Source organism: Pseudomonas sp. P116 (assembly GCF_020149425.1).
Classification (GTDB): Bacteria; Pseudomonadota; Gammaproteobacteria; order Pseudomonadales; family Pseudomonadaceae; genus Aquipseudomonas; species Aquipseudomonas anatoliensis.
The window spans coordinates 589,431-604,586 of sequence record NZ_JACVHB010000004.1 but is presented as its reverse complement, the minus strand read 5'-3'; the positions used below and the strand labels follow the sequence as shown (position 1 = coordinate 604,586).

The window sequence follows — 15,156 nt, the reverse complement described above, 5'->3', positions numbered from 1 at the left end:
TGGAGGTTCAATCCCGCGTGCCTACCCGGTCGGCGGGTTCACTCAGAACAACAACGACTAAGGAGGCCTCGTGATCGACGGGCAACCGCTCGCCTGCTTTCAACCCTTCATCGATACCGCCACCGGACGTATTGCAGGCGTCGAAGCACTTGGCCGCCTGCGCCAGGCTGATGGACAACTGACATCGGTCGGGCCGCTGTTCGCCGATCCGCGTACGCCGGCCATTGCCCTGCGTCGCCTCGACCGACAGATCCGCGACAACGCTTTGAGCCGTCTGCACGAAGCACCGGCAGACTGGTTTCTCAGCCTGAACATGTCGCCCCACTGGATCAGCCGTCTACGCCCCGACCAAGCGCTGCCCAGCCTCAAACAAATGGCGCGACACAATGTCGATCCGCAACGCATCGTGTTCGAGATCACCGAACTTGGCGGCAACAGCCAACGTCTGGCCGAAGTGGTTGGCCGTTATCGCAAGGCGGGGGCGCGAATCGCCATCGACGATTTTGGCGCCGGTCACTCGCAGCTCGACCGGGTGCTGGCCCTGCAACCGGACATTCTCAAACTCGACATGCGCCTGTTTCAGGCAGCCGCTTTAGGCGGGCCAAGCAGCGATGTGGTCAAGGCTCTGGCGCAGATGGCCGAGAAGACAGGTTGCTGGATCATTGCCGAGGGCGTCGAGACCGAGGCTCAGCTGAATTTCGCCCTGGAATGCGGATCGCGTTACGTGCAGGGTTTTCTGTTCGCGCGGGCGCAAGAGGCGTTCTTTGCCACCGACGCGTTTGTGCAACGTTTTGCCGAACTGCGCCAGCGTTACGTTCAGCAGAAGCTCGCCGAGCGAGGACGATTGATGCAGATGCGCCACCAACTCAGCGAATTGATGGCGATCCTGCAGAACTGGGCACACGCTCGTGCGCCACTCAGCGCATTACCGCAACTGGACGCTTTCCCATGGCTGCTGCGGTTCTACCAATGTGATCGTCACGGCACGCAACTGACCCCCAATCTGGAATGGCGCCATAACGGCTGGGTCTCCGACGACCGCTATCTGGGGCACAACTGGTCGTGGCGCCCGTACTTCTACCATTTGCTCGCCGAAGGCTGGGAGGAGCGGCGCCTGACCCTGTCCAACACCTACCGCGATGCCACCAGCAACCAGTATTGCCTGACGGCCGGGCAATTTTTCGACAATGGTGAGCGGTTGCTGTTGATCGACATTGATGCGGCGGGACTGTAGTTGCACTTGCAGGCGCAGACCTGAACCCGGAAGCTAGGGCAATTCATCCATCAGACGGAGAGAATCAGCCTTGGATTGGCAAACCCTGCTCAACCGCGAACGTCTCGGAAAGCCGCTGCACAGTCCGCAAGAACTTGGCCGCAGCCCTTTTCACAAAGATCATGACCGCATCATTTTTTCTGGCGCCTTCCGCCGCCTGGGCCGTAAAACCCAGGTGCACCCGGTTACCAGTAACGATCACATTCACACTCGCCTGACCCACTCGCTGGAAGTCAGTTGTGTGGGCCGCTCGCTGGGTATGCGCGTCGGCGAAACACTGCGCAGTGCGCTGCCGCAATGGTGCGATCCGAGTGATCTGGGCATGGTCGTGCAATCGGCCTGCCTGGCTCATGACATCGGCAACCCGCCGTTCGGCCATTCCGGTGAAGACGCGATTCGCCATTGGTTTCAACAGGCGGCCGGGCGCGGCTGGCTGGATGGCATGAGCGAAGCCGAGCGCGGTGACTTCCTCAATTTCGAAGGCAATGCCCAGGGTTTCCGCGTGCTCACTCAGCTTGAGTACCATCAGTTTGACGGCGGCACGCGCCTGACTTACGCCACCCTCGGCACTTATCTGAAATACCCGTGGACGGCCCGACACGCGGACTCCCTCGGCTACAAGAAACACAAGTTCGGTTGCTATCAGAGCGAACTGCCGCTGCTGGAGCAGATTGCTCACAAGCTTGGCCTGCCACAACTCGAAGATCAACGCTGGGCGCGCCATCCGTTGGTGTACCTGATGGAAGCCGCCGATGACATCTGCTATGCGCTGATCGATCTCGAAGACGGCCTTGAGATGGAGCTGCTGGAGTACGCCGAAGTCGAGTCGCTGCTGCTTGGACTGGTGGGCGATGACCTGCCGGAAACCTATCGTCAGCTTGGTCCGCAGGATTCGCGGCGGCGCAAACTGGCGATCCTGCGCGGCAAGGCCATCGAACATCTGACCAATGCCGCGGCGCGGGCCTTCGTCGAGCAACAGGACGCGTTACTGGCCGGCACGCTGCACGGCGATCTGGTCGAGCACATGCATGGTCCGGCCAAACGCTGCGTGTTGAACGCCAAGGACATTGCCCGCAAGAAGATCTTTCAGGACAAACGCAAGACGCTGCACGAAATCGGCGCCTACACGACACTGGAGATCCTGCTCAACTCGTTTTGCGGCGCCGCACTGGAACAACACAATGGACGCACCCCGTCGTTCAAGAGCCGGCGCATCCTCGATCTGCTGGGCAACAACGCGCCTGATCCGCAAGGTTCGTTGCACACCTCATTTTTGCGCATGATTGATTTCATCGCCGGCATGACCGACGGCTACGCCAGCGACATGGCACTGGAAATGACCGGTCGCTCCAGTCACTGACCTCGCCCCGTTCAGCCGGCCAGCAACCCGGGCCGGCTGAATGCAAGGCGCTCACCCTGCCCGATGCCATTATCAACGGCAAACTCTTGTCGATTTATGACGCAATGTAACCACTAAAAACAACCGGCCAACCCGCCAGATCTCACCAGACTTAAACACTATTGAAAGCCAATTACAGCCGGCACTTGCAAAACAAAAAAGGCGAACTATAAGCCAATACGTTTCTTGCACTTCCTTACGCTCGACCTAGTTCAGCTGTAGTCTTTTTCCTTATTAAATGTAGGAATTATCCGATAACACAACTGAAGTCATGTCAGCTCATGCGAGCGCTCATTCATCTGAGCTAAGGTGCGCGCTTTATTCGTGCTTGTATGGGATTTGATTATGAACTCCGTTTTTATTGTCGATGATCACCCGGTCATTCGTCTTGCCGTACGCATGCTGCTGGAACATGAAGGTTATAAGGTCGTCGGTGAGACCGATAACGGGGTTGATGCCATGCAGATGGTGCGCGAGTGCATGCCTGACCTGATCATTCTCGACATCAGCATTCCAAAGCTCGACGGACTGGAGGTGCTGGCCCGATTCAACGCCATGAGTTCACCTTTGAAAACCCTGGTGCTGACCGCTCAATGTCCGACCTTGTTCGGCATTCGCTGCATGCAATCCGGCGCCTCCGGGTATGTATGCAAACAGGAGGATTTGAGCGAACTGGTCAGCGCGATAAAAGCCGTACTTTCCGGCTACAACTATTTCCCCAGCCAGGCGTTGAATCCGGTTCGCAGTGACGATGTTCGTTATACGGAACTGGAACTCTTCAAGTCCGTCAATGATCGCGAATTGATGGTTTTGCAATTGTTTGCCCAAGGTCGCACCAACAAGGAAATAGCCAAGGGAATGTTTCTTAGCAATAAAACCGTCAGCACTTACAAAAAACGTTTGATGCAAAAACTCAAAGCCAAATCCCTTGTAGAACTTATCGAGATGGCCAAACGCAACGCACTCGTGTGAGACCCCGCATGCACAGCCGTTTAAAGGACTATCTAATTGCGTTGAGTGCAGGTCTTTTCCTGAGCGCCAACGTGTTCGCCATGCAGGGCGGCTCACCGGACTACACCTTGCTCAGCCGGTCGGCAAACGAGTCGATGCCGGTAGCGTTTGAGCAGTCTCAACGACAGTGGCTGCAAACCCGCAGCGAGCTGCTACTGGGCACTTCCGCGCCGAACTATCCGCCTTTCGACATGACTGTCAGTGGCCAGGACTACGAAGGTCTGACCGCCGACTATGCAGGGATTATTGGCGAGGCCACCGGGATGCCGATCCGGATCAAACGCTTTCCCTCCCGGGAGGCCGCGATTCGCGCGCTGGTCGATGGTCAAATCGACCTGCTCGGTACGGCCAACGGCTATGAAGCCGGCAACGCCAACCTTGCGCTGTCCGAACCGTATGCCAATGATCAGCCGGTGCTCGTCACCCGCGAGGACGAAAGCCGCACATTGACCGAAGGCCTGGCAGGATTGCGCCTGAGCATGGTGTATCACTATCTGCCGCTGCATGAGGTCAAGGCGCTGTACCCCAAAGCCCTTATTACCTGCTACCCCTCCTACCAGAATGCAATCAACGCCGTCGCGTTCGACCAGGCCGATGTATTTCTCGGCGATACCATTTCCACGCACTACATGATCAACAAGGGCTACCTCAACAACGTACGCATGGCCAATTTCGGCAAGCAGGAAGCCCACGGTTTCAGCTTCGCCGTACGCCGCAACAATCCGCAGTTGTTGAGTATCATCGACACCGTGCTCAAAGCGGTGCCGCGTAGCGAGCGTGAAAATATCGCCAAACGCTGGAGCGCCGGCAGCGATCTGCTGCTCACCGACAAGAAGCTGCAACTGACCCAACGCGAAGAAGCATGGCGCAACCGGCATCCTGTCGTCAGTGTGGTCGTGAATGAGGCCTATGCGCCGCTGACCTTCTTCGACGGCGACGGCAATTTTCGCGGGATCAGCGCCGACCTTCTCGAACTGATCCGCCTGCGCACCGGTCTGCGTTTCGAGATCCGGCGCAGTCGTAGCGACGCGGAGATGATCCAGCAGATAGACAGCCATCAGGCCGACCTTATTGCAGCCCTCCTTCCGACTGCCGAACGGGAAAAAACCCTGAACTTCAGTCGACCCTATCTGGAAAACTCCTATGTCCTGCTGACGCGCAAGAGCGCCGACAGTCCGACCAATCTGGGCCAGCTCAAGGGCAAGCAACTGGCGATCGCCAAAGGCAATCCGATGGTCGAGTACTTGCGAAGCGAGTATCCGCGTATTCAACTGGTTGAGACGGCGGATACCTTCAGCGCTGTCTCCCTGCTGGCCGAAGGTCACGTCGACGGCGCGGTCAATTCACTGGTGATCGCCAACTACTTCATCTCCTCGCAAATCTTCGAACGAGCGTTGCAAATCACCACCACCATCGGCACCGGGCAGGCTGCGTTTTCTCTGGTAACCGCGCGTGATAACCCGGAACTGAATTCGATCATCAACAAAGCATTACTGAGCATTTCCCCCGAAGAACTGGGCGTAATCAATGGCCGCTGGCGGGGTTACTCCACGGCTTCGCAAAATATCTGGCGCAACTACCAGCGGCTGTTCTATCAAGTAATCATCGGCGCCTGCCTGCTCCTGCTGCTGTTGTTGGCGTGGAACGCCTACATGCGCCACCAGATCAAACAACGCCAGGCGGCGGAGCGGGCCCTGAGCGACCAGTTCGAATTCATGCGCTCGCTGGTCAACGGCACACCACATCCGATCTACGTTCGCGACCGCCAGGGGTTGCTGCAAAGCTGCAACGACAGTTACCTCGAAACGTTCAATGCCAAGCGCGAGGACGTCATTGGCAAAAGCGTCATGCAGGGTACCGTGAGCAACGCCTTTGAGGCTCAAGCCTTCCACGCCGATTACCAGCGAGTCGTCGCTGAAGGCATTCCGCTGTTACTCGACCGGCCGTTGCACATCGGCAACCGACGTCTGACGATCTATCACTGGATAATTCCCTATCGCGATTCCAGTGGTGACGTGAAGGGCATCATTGGCGGCTGGATCGACATCAGCGAACGCCGTCAGCTGTTCGAAGACCTGCGGGCAGCCAAAGAGCAGGCGGATGAGGCCAACCGAGCCAAAAGCACATTCCTCGCCACCATGAGCCATGAAATCCGTACGCCAATGAATGCCGTGATCGGCATGCTCGAACTGACCCTCAGGCGCATGGACCAACAGCATCCGGATCGCTCCTCGATAGACACCGCCTACCATTCGGCCAAGGATCTGCTGGGGCTGATCGGCGACATTCTCGACATCGCCCGGATTGAATCCGGGCGTCTGAGCCTGTGCCCGGAACGGGTCAACCTGGTCGATACGGTGACGTCTGTCGCAAGAATCTTCGACGGCCTCGCCCGACAAAAGAACCTCGCACTGCAAGTCATCTTCAACCCGCCGGATCTGGCAGTCGATGTGCATCTGGACCCCCTGCGCTTCAAGCAGGTGCTGTCGAATCTGGTCAGCAATGCCATCAAGTTCACTGAGCACGGACACATCAGGATCACCCTGGACCTCATGAGCACGGACGTGCCTGCGCCTGCGTTGATGCAACTGACGGTACAGGACAGCGGCGTCGGTATCAGTGCGGAGGATCAGCAGCGATTGTTCGAACCCTTCGCACAGGCGCAGAACAGCCATCAACTGGCCCGCAGCGGTGCAGGCCTGGGGCTGGTCATCAGCCGCAACCTCTGCGAAATGATGGGCGGCCAACTGCAACTGAGCAGCCAGCCCGGCATCGGCACTCAGGTTTGCGTTTCCCTGCCGCTGGAAACTTTTCCGGCGCAGGTGAGCACCGCCAGGAGCGAACCCTCGATCAAGACCTCACAGACACCCTTGCGCGTGTTGGTGGTGGATGACCACCCGGCAAATCGCTTGTTGATGTGTCAGCAGCTGGAGTTCCTCGGTCATCACTTCAGCATCGCCGAGAACGGCCGCAGCGGCTTTGAGCTGTGGAAGGATGGCGGCTTCGACCTGGTGATCGTCGACTGCAACATGCCTTTGATGAACGGCTATGACATGACCCGCGCCATTCGCCAGCACGAGCTGCAGAACCGCTGCCCGCCCTGCACGGTGCTGGGCTTCACCGCCAACGCGCAACCCGAGGAAGTACAACGCTGCAAACAGGCCGGCATGGATGACTGCCTGTTCAAACCCTTGAGCCTGAGTCAGCTCGGCCAGTGGGTCGACGGCATCACCCCGTTATCACCGACACCGGCATTCAATTTGCAAAGTCTGAACATGTTGACCGGTGGCAGCCCCGTACAGGCTCGGCGTCTGCTGGTGGAACTGCTCAAAAGCAGCCGTCTCGATCGTCAGGAGTTACTCACGCTGGCGCTGGAACATGATCGCGACGCGCTGGCGGTGGTCGCCCACAAAATCAAAGGCGCCGCGCGTATTGCCCAGGCATCGCGCGTGATCGAATGCTGCGATGCCCTCGAACAAGCCTGCGCGCAGGCATTGGCAAAAGAGGAGATTGGCCGTCGTTGCGAGGCGAGCAATCAGGCAATGCTCGAACTGGAGCAAGCTCTGCAGCAACAACTGGTTTTGTCCGATCAAGGCGCAATGAGCTTGCCTTAACTATGCTTAGGCGCTGAGCAGTGAGTCAAACGTCATGGAGAACCGGAAATGCCCAGCCCACTGCGCCCGGAACAACGCCGTTTCCCGCTGCACGTGCACATCAGCGTCATGTTCACGTTTCTCCTGCTGCTCACCGGCGTGGTACTGGGGTTGTTCAATTATCGCCAGACCACGCACATCATTCTGTCGAGCAGCGAGAAGCTGTTCAACCGGATCGAACAGGACGTGCGCCTGGACATATCCGCCACCTATCAGCCGATCCGGCACCTGCTGAGCCTGCTGGCGGACTACCCTGCCACTCAAGCGTTGAACCTTGAACAACGCTTGCCGCTGCTCAAGCCGTTCAGCCAGTCGCTCACGGACAACCCGAGTCTGGCTTCGCTCTATATGGGTTATGCCAATGGCGATTTCTTCATGGTGCGTCCGCTACGCACCGCAGCCCTGAAATCGCTGTTCAACGCTCCCGACGCCGCCGCTTACCAGGTCTGGAGCATTGAGCATGACTTGCAGGGTAAAGCGCGCTCGCAATCGCTGTTCTTTGATCAAACGCTGACTCAGCTCAGCCGCAAGGACAATCCCGTAGACTCATACGACCCGCGCAGCCGAGCGTGGTTCGTCAATGCCCGCCAGCAAACCGAACAGATCACCACCGAGCCCTACGTATTTTTTTCAACCCGCAATGTCGGCACCACGCTGGCCCGACGCAGCGGTGAAAACGCGGTAATCGGGGCCGACCTGACATTGGCCGCGCTGTCTGCCACCCTGACCAAACATGTGGTGACGCCGTCTACCGAAATTGCCTTGTTCGATGCCAAGGGCAACGCCGTGGCCTACCCCGACAGCAGCCGTCTGATCGTCGATGACAGTACCGCGCACCTGGTAAAAGCAGCCGACCTGAGCCCGACTTTGCACGCGCTGCTGTCCGATGCCCCCACCGCCAATCGCCTTGAGGCCGATGGCCGGCAATGGATCGTAGCCCGCAGCAGCATTCAGGAAGGCGGGCCGCAAGGTTTGCAACTGGCCCTGCTGGTGCCGGAAGACGAACTGCTGGTCGATGCCTATCGCATGCGCTGGCAAGGCGCGTTGATCACCCTGGCTACGCTGCTGATGTGCCTGCCACTGGGTTGGCTGATCTCACGAATTCTGGTCAAACCGCTGCATGCGCTGGTCAAGGAAGCCGATGCAATCCGCAGTTTCGATTTCAATTTTCCCCTGACTCGACGCTCACCGGTGCTGGAAGGCGACCAACTGAGCGTGTCGATGGCGCGAATGAAAGACACTCTGGCGAGCTTCTTCCGCATCACCGATACCCTGGGCGCCGAAACGCGCTTTGCCCCGCTGCTGCAACGTGTGCTGTTTGAAACGGTGCAAATCGCCCAGGCTCAGGCCGGGCTGATTTATCTGCGTGAAAACGACAGCAGTCGCATGGAGCCTTACGGACTGATCATCGACGGCGCACCGCAGTTGTTGGAGGCGTTCGATATTCAGGGTCACGACTTGCAGAAAAACAGCGGTCCGGCGTGGTTCGAAGAATTGGTCAGCGCCAATAATGTGGTGAGCAATTTCGGTGTCGATCAGGCTGGTGACCTGCAGCGAATCCTGCTGGCAATGGCCTCGCCCCGCGTTCATCTGATCGGCATCCGCCTGCACAACCGCCACAACGAAACCATTGGCTTGCTGATCCTGCTGGTCAACGACAGCGGCACGCCGGCCGACATGGAAAAACTGCGGCCCGACCGCATCGCCTTCTTGCAAGCGGTGTCCGGCGCCGCTGCAGTGAGTATCGAGAGCCAGCGTCTGCAGGACAGACAGAAGCAATTGCTTGATGCGTTCATTCATCTGCTCGCCGGCGCCATCGACGCCAAGAGCCCCTATACCGGCGGGCATTGCCAGCGGGTGCCAGAGTTGACCCTGATGCTCGCCCAGGCTGCAGCGGCGAGCACAGCGACCCCCTTCAGCGCCTATCAACCCACCGAGGATGAATGGGAAGCCTTGCACATTGCCGCGTGGTTGCACGATTGCGGCAAGGTCACGACGCCGGAATACGTGGTCGACAAGGCCACCAAACTGGAAACCATCAACGACCGGATCCACGAGATTCGCACCCGTTTCGAAGTGCTCAAGCGTGATGCCTGGATCAGTTACTGGCAGGCGCGGGCCCTGGGCGGCGACGAACCATCACTGGCTGAACTGCGCGATACCAACCTGTCGGCACTGGACGAAGACTTCGCCTTTATCGCTCGCTGCAATCTGGGCAGTGAGGCGATGGCCGAGGCCGATCTGCAACGCCTCGACAAGCTTTCCCGTCTCACCTGGATGCGCACACTGGATGACCGTCTGGGCGTTTCATGGGAGGAAAACAAGCGTCAGGCACGCACGCCTGCACCGACTTTGCCGGTCAGCGAAAAACTGCTGGCGGACAAACCCGAGCATTTGCTTGAACGCAACGAAAACGAGCTGATTCCCGAAGACAACCCGTGGGGATTCAAACTGGAGGTGCCGCGTTACAAATACAATCGCGGCGAGCTGTACAACCTGAGCATTGCCCGGGGCACGCTGACCCGCGAAGAGCGCTACATCATCAATCACCACATGGTGCAGACGATCATGATGCTCAGCCACCTGCCCTTCCCCAGCCACCTGGACAGCGTTGCCGAAATCGCCGGCGGCCATCACGAAAAAATGGACGGCAGTGGCTACCCGAAACGTCTGAAACGCGAAGAAATGAGCCTGCCGGCACGGATGATGGCAATTGCCGATATCTTCGAGGCGCTGACCGCAGCCGATCGCCCGTACAAAAAGGCCAAGTCGTTAAGCGAAGCGCTGGGAATCATGGCGACCATGAGCCGCGAGGCACACATTGATGCGCAGCTGTTTGGTCTGTTCATCAACGAAGGCGTGTACCTGCAGTACGCCGAGCGTTTTCTCGACCCACAGCAGATTGATGCCGTGGACCCGGCCAGCCTGTTGCACAAGGCTGGCCTCGACGCATGATCAGCAGTCGGTCAGGCGCAGGAAAATCGCCGCCAGTTGCTCAATGCCAGCCTGATCGTGCACACCAAAACGGGCGAGCTTGGGGCTGTCGAGATCGAGCACGCCGATCAGGCGACCGTCCTTGACCAGCGGCACCACCAGTTCACTTTCCGACGCACTGTCGCAGGCGATGTGGCCGGGAAACGCATGAACGTCTTCAACCCGCTGCGTCTGCAGAGTGGCCGCAGCAGCGCCGCAAACACCGCGACCAAACGGAATGCGCACGCAAGCGATCTGCCCCTGGAACGGCCCCAGCACCAGCTCTTCGTTGCGATTAAGGTAGAAGCCGGCCCAGTTCAAATCGTCGAGCTGGTTGAACAGGAACGCCGAAAACTGCGCGGCGTTGGCGATAAAGTCGCGTTCGTCCGCCAGCAGCGATTCCAGTTGTGCGGCCAACATGCCATAGCCTTCGAGGCCCTGGCCGCTCTGTTGCAAATCAATCATGCCTTGTGCTCCAACAATTTCAGTCCCACCCAGTATCGGGCGAATTGGTACGCGCAACGTCCGTTGCGATTGCCGCGGCCGGTGGCCCAGCGCACGGCGAGAATCTCGAGCTCTTCGTCGCGTTGCCAGCTCAAACCGGCCTTGGCAGCCAACTGGCCGATCCAGTGCTCGACGACGTTCAGGAAGTGTTCTTGCGTAAACGGGTAAAACGACAGCCACAGACCAAACCGGTCCGACAGCGCGATCTTGTCCTCCACCGCTTCGCTGGGGTGCAGCTCGCCGTCGACGCGCTTCCAGTTCTCGTTATCGCTTTCCTTCTCCGGCACCAGATGGCGACGATTGGAGGTGGCGTAAAGCAAGACGTTGTCCGGTGCCTGCTCCAACGAACCGTCGAGCACGCTCTTGAGGACGCGGTAATCGCCTTCGCCGGATTCGAACGACAGGTCATCGCAGAACAACACGAAACGTTGTGGCAGTTTGCCGATCTGCTCGACCACCCGCGGCAAGTCGGCCAGATGGTCGCGCTCGATCTCGATCAGGCGCAGGCCCGCCTCGGCGTGTTCCGCGAGCAATGCGCGCACCAGCGAGGATTTGCCGGTGCCACGCGAGCCCCAGAGCAAGGCATGGTTGGCCGGCATGCCATCGAGAAATTGCCGGGTGTTGCGCCCCAGCTGCTCCAGTTGACGGTCGACGCCGATCAGATCGGACAGGCGCATGTCGAGGCTGACTTCCAGCGGCAGCAGGTACCCGCTGCGTCCGTCACGCTGCCAGCGCGCGGCCAGGCAGGTGCCCCAGTCAATCACCGGGCGCGTTGCCGGCAACAAGGGTTCGATCCGCGCCAGAACCGACTCGGCGCGTTCAAGAAAAGCATTTAATCGGGAATCCACGTCTTCTCCTCGGGCACGTTCACAGTGATGATGGCGATCCAGCGACGACACGCAGATAAAATTCCCGCTCCGTGCCTTGTTACAAGGCGATTCGGGAACCTCGGTATCGATGCATGATCGACTATGCTTGAGCAGCGAAGGGAAACGAAAGTGGTTCAACACCCCATGGATATCAAATTCACCCACCGGCTGTCGTACAAGCAAGCCAGGCTTACCGTGCTGGTCGGGTTCATTCTGGGCACGCTGCTCAGCCTGCTGCAAATCGGTATCGATTATGCCAGCGAAGACGCCTCCATCAATCGTGAAATCCTGTCTTTGCTGGAAATCAGCCACAACCCGGCATCACGCATCGCTTACAACATCGATGCCGAACTGGCCCAGGAACTCACGTTGGGGCTGTTGCGCTCACCGGCAATCATTTCTGCGCAGCTGACCGACAACAACAATACGGTGCTCGCCAGCGTCAAACGCCCGGAGCTGCAAAGCGGCTATCGGGTCATCAGTGATTATCTGTTCGGCGCCAAGCGCCAGTTCGAAGATCGCCTGTATCTGGATCATCTGCCCAACGAATCGCTGGGGACCCTGAAGCTTGAAGTCGACACCTATGCATTCGGCAGCCGCTTCCTGCGCCGGGCGGAGGTGACTCTGCTCAATGGCTTCGCCCGCAGCCTGCTCCTGACCGGCATCCTCCTGGCGCTGTTCTATGTGATGCTGACCAAACCACTGGTGCGGGTGATCCGTGAACTCAGCGGGCGTGATCCGCGCAGTGCGGAACCTACAACCCTGGAATGCCCGAGCGGGCACGCCAACGATGAAATCGGCGTGCTGGTCAAAGTCGCCAATCAGCAATTCGAGAACATCGCCACCGAGATCCAGCAGCGACGCAATGCCGAAAACCGTCTGACCGATTACCTCGGTCAACTGGAAAACATCGTCTCGGCACGCACCGTCGAGCTCAAGACGATCAATGCCCGGCTCAGTCAGTCCAACGAAGAACTCGAAGTCGCCCGCAGCACTGCACTGGAAATGGCCGAAGCCCGCTCGGCGTTCCTTGCCAACATGAGCCATGAGATCCGTACGCCGCTCAATGGCCTGCTGGGGATGATCGCCCTGTCACTCGACGGACCGTTGAATGCCGAACAGCAGCAACAGCTGTCGATCGCCCACGACTCCGGCAAGGTGCTGGTGGAATTGCTCAACGATATTCTCGATTTGTCGAAGTTCGATGCCGGGCAACTCGAGCTTGAACACATTCCGTTCGATCTCGGCTCACTGATCGAGGACACCGCCAACCTGCTGTCGCAAAACGCGGCGCCCAGCGTCGAGCTGACTTGCCTGATTGATCCGCACTTTCCGGCGCTGGTGCTGGGCGATCCGACAAGGGTTCGGCAGATCGTCAGCAACCTGCTGTCCAACGCGCTGAAATTCACCCGTTTCGGTCGGGTCGATGTGCGTTTGTCGGCTTACAAGGAGGGTGTGCGTATAGAGGTTTGCGACACCGGTATCGGCATCGCGCAGGAAGCCCAGATGCGAATCTTCCAGCCGTTCACCCAGGCAGGCGCCGGTATCACCCGCCAATACGGCGGCACGGGGCTGGGACTGGCGCTCACTTACAACCTCTGCGAAGCGATGCAGGGACGCTTGACCATCAGTTCAGAGATCGGCTTCGGCAGCCAGTTTTGCGCCGAGTTGCCCCTGCCTTGCCATACCCGCGCGCTGGCCCCGCCGCCCTTGCATGGCAAAATTCTCGCCATTACCGCGGCCAGCAGTGGTCTGGCGGAGTTGCTGAAGAATCTGTTGCCGGTGTGGGGCCTGACCTACGAACAACGCACCATCGACGACTCGCTGCTGGGTGTTATGCCCGACGTGGTGATCACCGATTGCCCGGAGTGCCTGTTCGGGCTGCGTCCGACACTTGTCGCGCCAATCCTGCTGGTGACCGCCTACGGCAGTTTCCTGCCCAGTGAGGAGGCGGCAGCCCTCGCCCCGTTGCAACAACAAGCACGGCCTCTGGCGCGCAATGCGCTCTACCAGAATCTGCGGCGCACCCTGCAACCTGAAGCCGCCACCCTCAACGCTGCACAGCTCGAAACGTCGACACTGGTCGAACGCGCGAAGGTGTTGCTGGTCGAGGACAACCCGGTCAATCAACTGGTGGCAAAAGGCATGCTCGGCAAACTCGGCTGCGATGTCATCGTCGCCGCACATGGCGCCGAAGCACTGGATCAATTGGAGTACCACGAGTTCGACCTGGTGCTGATGGACTGCAACATGCCAGTGATGGACGGCTACGAAGCCAGCCGACAGATACGCCAGAGCGGACGCTGGCCAAACCTGCCGATCGTTGCGCTGACCGCCAACGCCATGTCCGAGGAACGCGAGCGCTGCCGGGCTGCCGGCATGAGCGACTATCTGGCCAAACCGTTTCGCCGTGAAGAACTGGCGGCGCTGCTGGATCAGTGGATACCGACTAGGACAGCGCCTTGATCTGCACGAGCAGTTGATCAAGACCGTTACGCAGTTCGTTGAGCCGGTCCAGGTCCACCCCGCTGTCGCAAAGCAATCGGGCCTTGAGTGGCCCGACCTGTTCACGCAGCGCTTGCCCTTGCGGCGTCAGGCTCAGATGCACTTCGCGCTCATCGCGCGCCGAGCGCTGGCGCTGCACCAGTTGTAACTGCTCCAGACGCTTGAGCAGCGGCGTCAGCGTGCCGGAATCCAGCGCCAGACGCTCACCCAAGGCCTTGACCGTCGGCTGCTCCGGCGCGGCTTGCTGCCATTCCCACAACACCAGCATCGCCAGATATTGCGGATACGTGAGGCCGAGCTGATCGAGCATCGGCTTGTAACCACGAATCACTGCCCGGGACGCGGCGTACAACTTGAAGCACAACTGACTGTCGAGCCTCAGCGAATCAACGGACAGGCTGTTCATTTGAGCAGGGCTTCAATCTCGCGGCTCAGGTCCTGCGGCTTGGTCGCCGGGGCGAAGCGCTTGACCAACTGGCCATCCTTGCCGATCAGAAACTTGGTGAAGTTCCACTTGATGCCTTGGGAACCGAGTACGCCCGGAGCACGCTTCTTCAATTGCACAAACAGCGGATGGGCGTCAGCGCCGTTGACTTCGATCTTTTTGAACAGGGGGAAACTGACACCGAAATTCAGTTCGCAGAACTCGCTGATCGCGCCCTCATTGCCCGGCTCTTGTTTGCCGAACTGATTGCACGGAAAGCCCAACACCACCAGACCTTGATCCTTGTAGGTCTGCCACAGCTCTTCAAGGCCTTTGTATTGCGGGGTGAAACCGCACTTGCTGGCAGTGTTGACCACCAGCACGGCTTTGCCGGCGTAATCGGCCAGGGTTTTCTGCTCACCTTTGATGGTGGTGCACGGGATATTCAGCAGGTTGTCGCTCATGGGACGGTCTCCGCAGATAGTCGAAGGGCAAACATAGCGAGCAATTAAATTGCGTGCAATTTAATTAATAGGATTACCCCC

At 59.0% G+C, this 15,156-nt stretch carries 10 protein-coding genes; 6 read left to right on the top strand and 4 right to left on the bottom strand.

The annotated features are described in order from the left end of the window. The first annotated feature begins 70 nt into the window (after window positions 1-70). The 5 genes from ICA15_RS17145 to ICA15_RS17125 all read left to right on the top strand — a co-directional run bounded on the left by ICA15_RS17145 (window position 71) and on the right by ICA15_RS17125 (window position 10,291). Window positions 71-1,234 carry an EAL domain-containing protein gene (locus ICA15_RS17145; RefSeq protein WP_210553944.1) on the top strand — a complete coding sequence of 388 codons (1,164 nt, stop codon included), beginning with the start codon at window positions 71-73 and terminating at the stop codon, window positions 1,232-1,234. 70 nt (window positions 1,235-1,304) lie between these two features. Next, the gene (locus ICA15_RS17140; protein WP_042560247.1) at window positions 1,305-2,633 is read left to right on the top strand and encodes a deoxyguanosinetriphosphate triphosphohydrolase; all 1,329 of its coding nucleotides are present in this window, start codon (window positions 1,305-1,307) and stop codon (window positions 2,631-2,633) included. Between the two features lie 384 nt (window positions 2,634-3,017). Next, entirely contained in the window at window positions 3,018-3,644 is a 627-nt protein-coding gene (locus ICA15_RS17135) for a response regulator transcription factor (RefSeq protein ID WP_150616398.1), read from the top strand. Window positions 3,645-3,652: 8 nt separating this feature from the next. Beyond that, the gene (locus ICA15_RS17130) at window positions 3,653-7,297 is read left to right on the top strand and encodes a transporter substrate-binding domain-containing protein (RefSeq protein ID WP_210553945.1); all 3,645 of its coding nucleotides are present in this window, start codon (window positions 3,653-3,655) and stop codon (window positions 7,295-7,297) included. A 48-nt stretch (window positions 7,298-7,345) separates the two neighbouring features. Beyond that, window positions 7,346-10,291 (top strand): HD domain-containing phosphohydrolase, encoded by a 2,946-nt coding sequence (locus tag ICA15_RS17125; RefSeq protein ID WP_210553946.1) that lies wholly within the window; start codon window positions 7,346-7,348, stop codon window positions 10,289-10,291. On the opposite strand, the gene ICA15_RS17120 is transcribed toward ICA15_RS17125, so the two are convergent. Next, window positions 10,292-10,774, bottom strand: a complete 483-nt coding sequence (locus tag ICA15_RS17120; RefSeq protein ID WP_042560251.1) for a GAF domain-containing protein — start codon at window positions 10,772-10,774, stop codon at window positions 10,292-10,294. It lies immediately after the preceding gene. Continuing rightward, entirely contained in the window at window positions 10,771-11,661 is an 891-nt protein-coding gene (locus ICA15_RS17115; RefSeq protein ID WP_150593165.1) for an ATP-binding protein, read from the bottom strand. The genes ICA15_RS17120 and ICA15_RS17115 overlap by 4 nt, the downstream gene beginning before the upstream one ends. Window positions 11,662-11,826: 165 nt before the next feature. Between ICA15_RS17115 and ICA15_RS17110 the strand changes: the two genes are divergently transcribed. Next, a complete protein-coding gene (locus tag ICA15_RS17110) occupies window positions 11,827-14,148 on the top strand; it encodes a response regulator (RefSeq protein WP_210553947.1) in 2,322 nt (773 codons plus the stop codon). Here the strand turns inward: ICA15_RS17110 and ICA15_RS17105 are convergent. Then, a complete protein-coding gene (locus ICA15_RS17105; protein ID WP_210553948.1) occupies window positions 14,132-14,593 on the bottom strand; it encodes a MarR family winged helix-turn-helix transcriptional regulator in 462 nt (153 codons plus the stop codon). The two genes, ICA15_RS17110 and ICA15_RS17105, sit on opposite strands and share 17 nt — an antisense overlap. Further along, window positions 14,590-15,075, bottom strand: coding sequence for a glutathione peroxidase (locus ICA15_RS17100; RefSeq protein ID WP_150603361.1), 486 nt, complete (start codon window positions 15,073-15,075; stop codon window positions 14,590-14,592). Before ICA15_RS17100 ends, ICA15_RS17105 begins: the two co-directional genes overlap by 4 nt. Between the last annotated feature and the right edge of the window lie 81 nt (window positions 15,076-15,156).

Bases quoted from the DNA above. Each gene is read 5' to 3' on its own strand.
- ICA15_RS17135 (WP_150616398.1), top strand. From the start codon at position 3,018: ATGAACTCCGTTTTTATTGTCGATGATCACCCGGTCATTCGTCTTGCC.
- ICA15_RS17130 (WP_210553945.1), top strand. From the start codon at position 3,653: ATGCACAGCCGTTTAAAGGACTATCTAATTGCGTTGAGTGCAGGTCTT.
- ICA15_RS17125 (WP_210553946.1), top strand. From the start codon at position 7,346: ATGCCCAGCCCACTGCGCCCGGAACAACGCCGTTTCCCGCTGCACGTG.
- ICA15_RS17120 (WP_042560251.1), bottom strand. From the start codon at position 10,774: ATGATTGATTTGCAACAGAGCGGCCAGGGCCTCGAAGGCTATGGCATG.
- ICA15_RS17110 (WP_210553947.1), top strand. From the start codon at position 11,827: ATGGATATCAAATTCACCCACCGGCTGTCGTACAAGCAAGCCAGGCTT.
- ICA15_RS17105 (WP_210553948.1), bottom strand. From the start codon at position 14,593: ATGAACAGCCTGTCCGTTGATTCGCTGAGGCTCGACAGTCAGTTGTGC.
- ICA15_RS17100 (WP_150603361.1), bottom strand. From the start codon at position 15,075: ATGAGCGACAACCTGCTGAATATCCCGTGCACCACCATCAAAGGTGAG.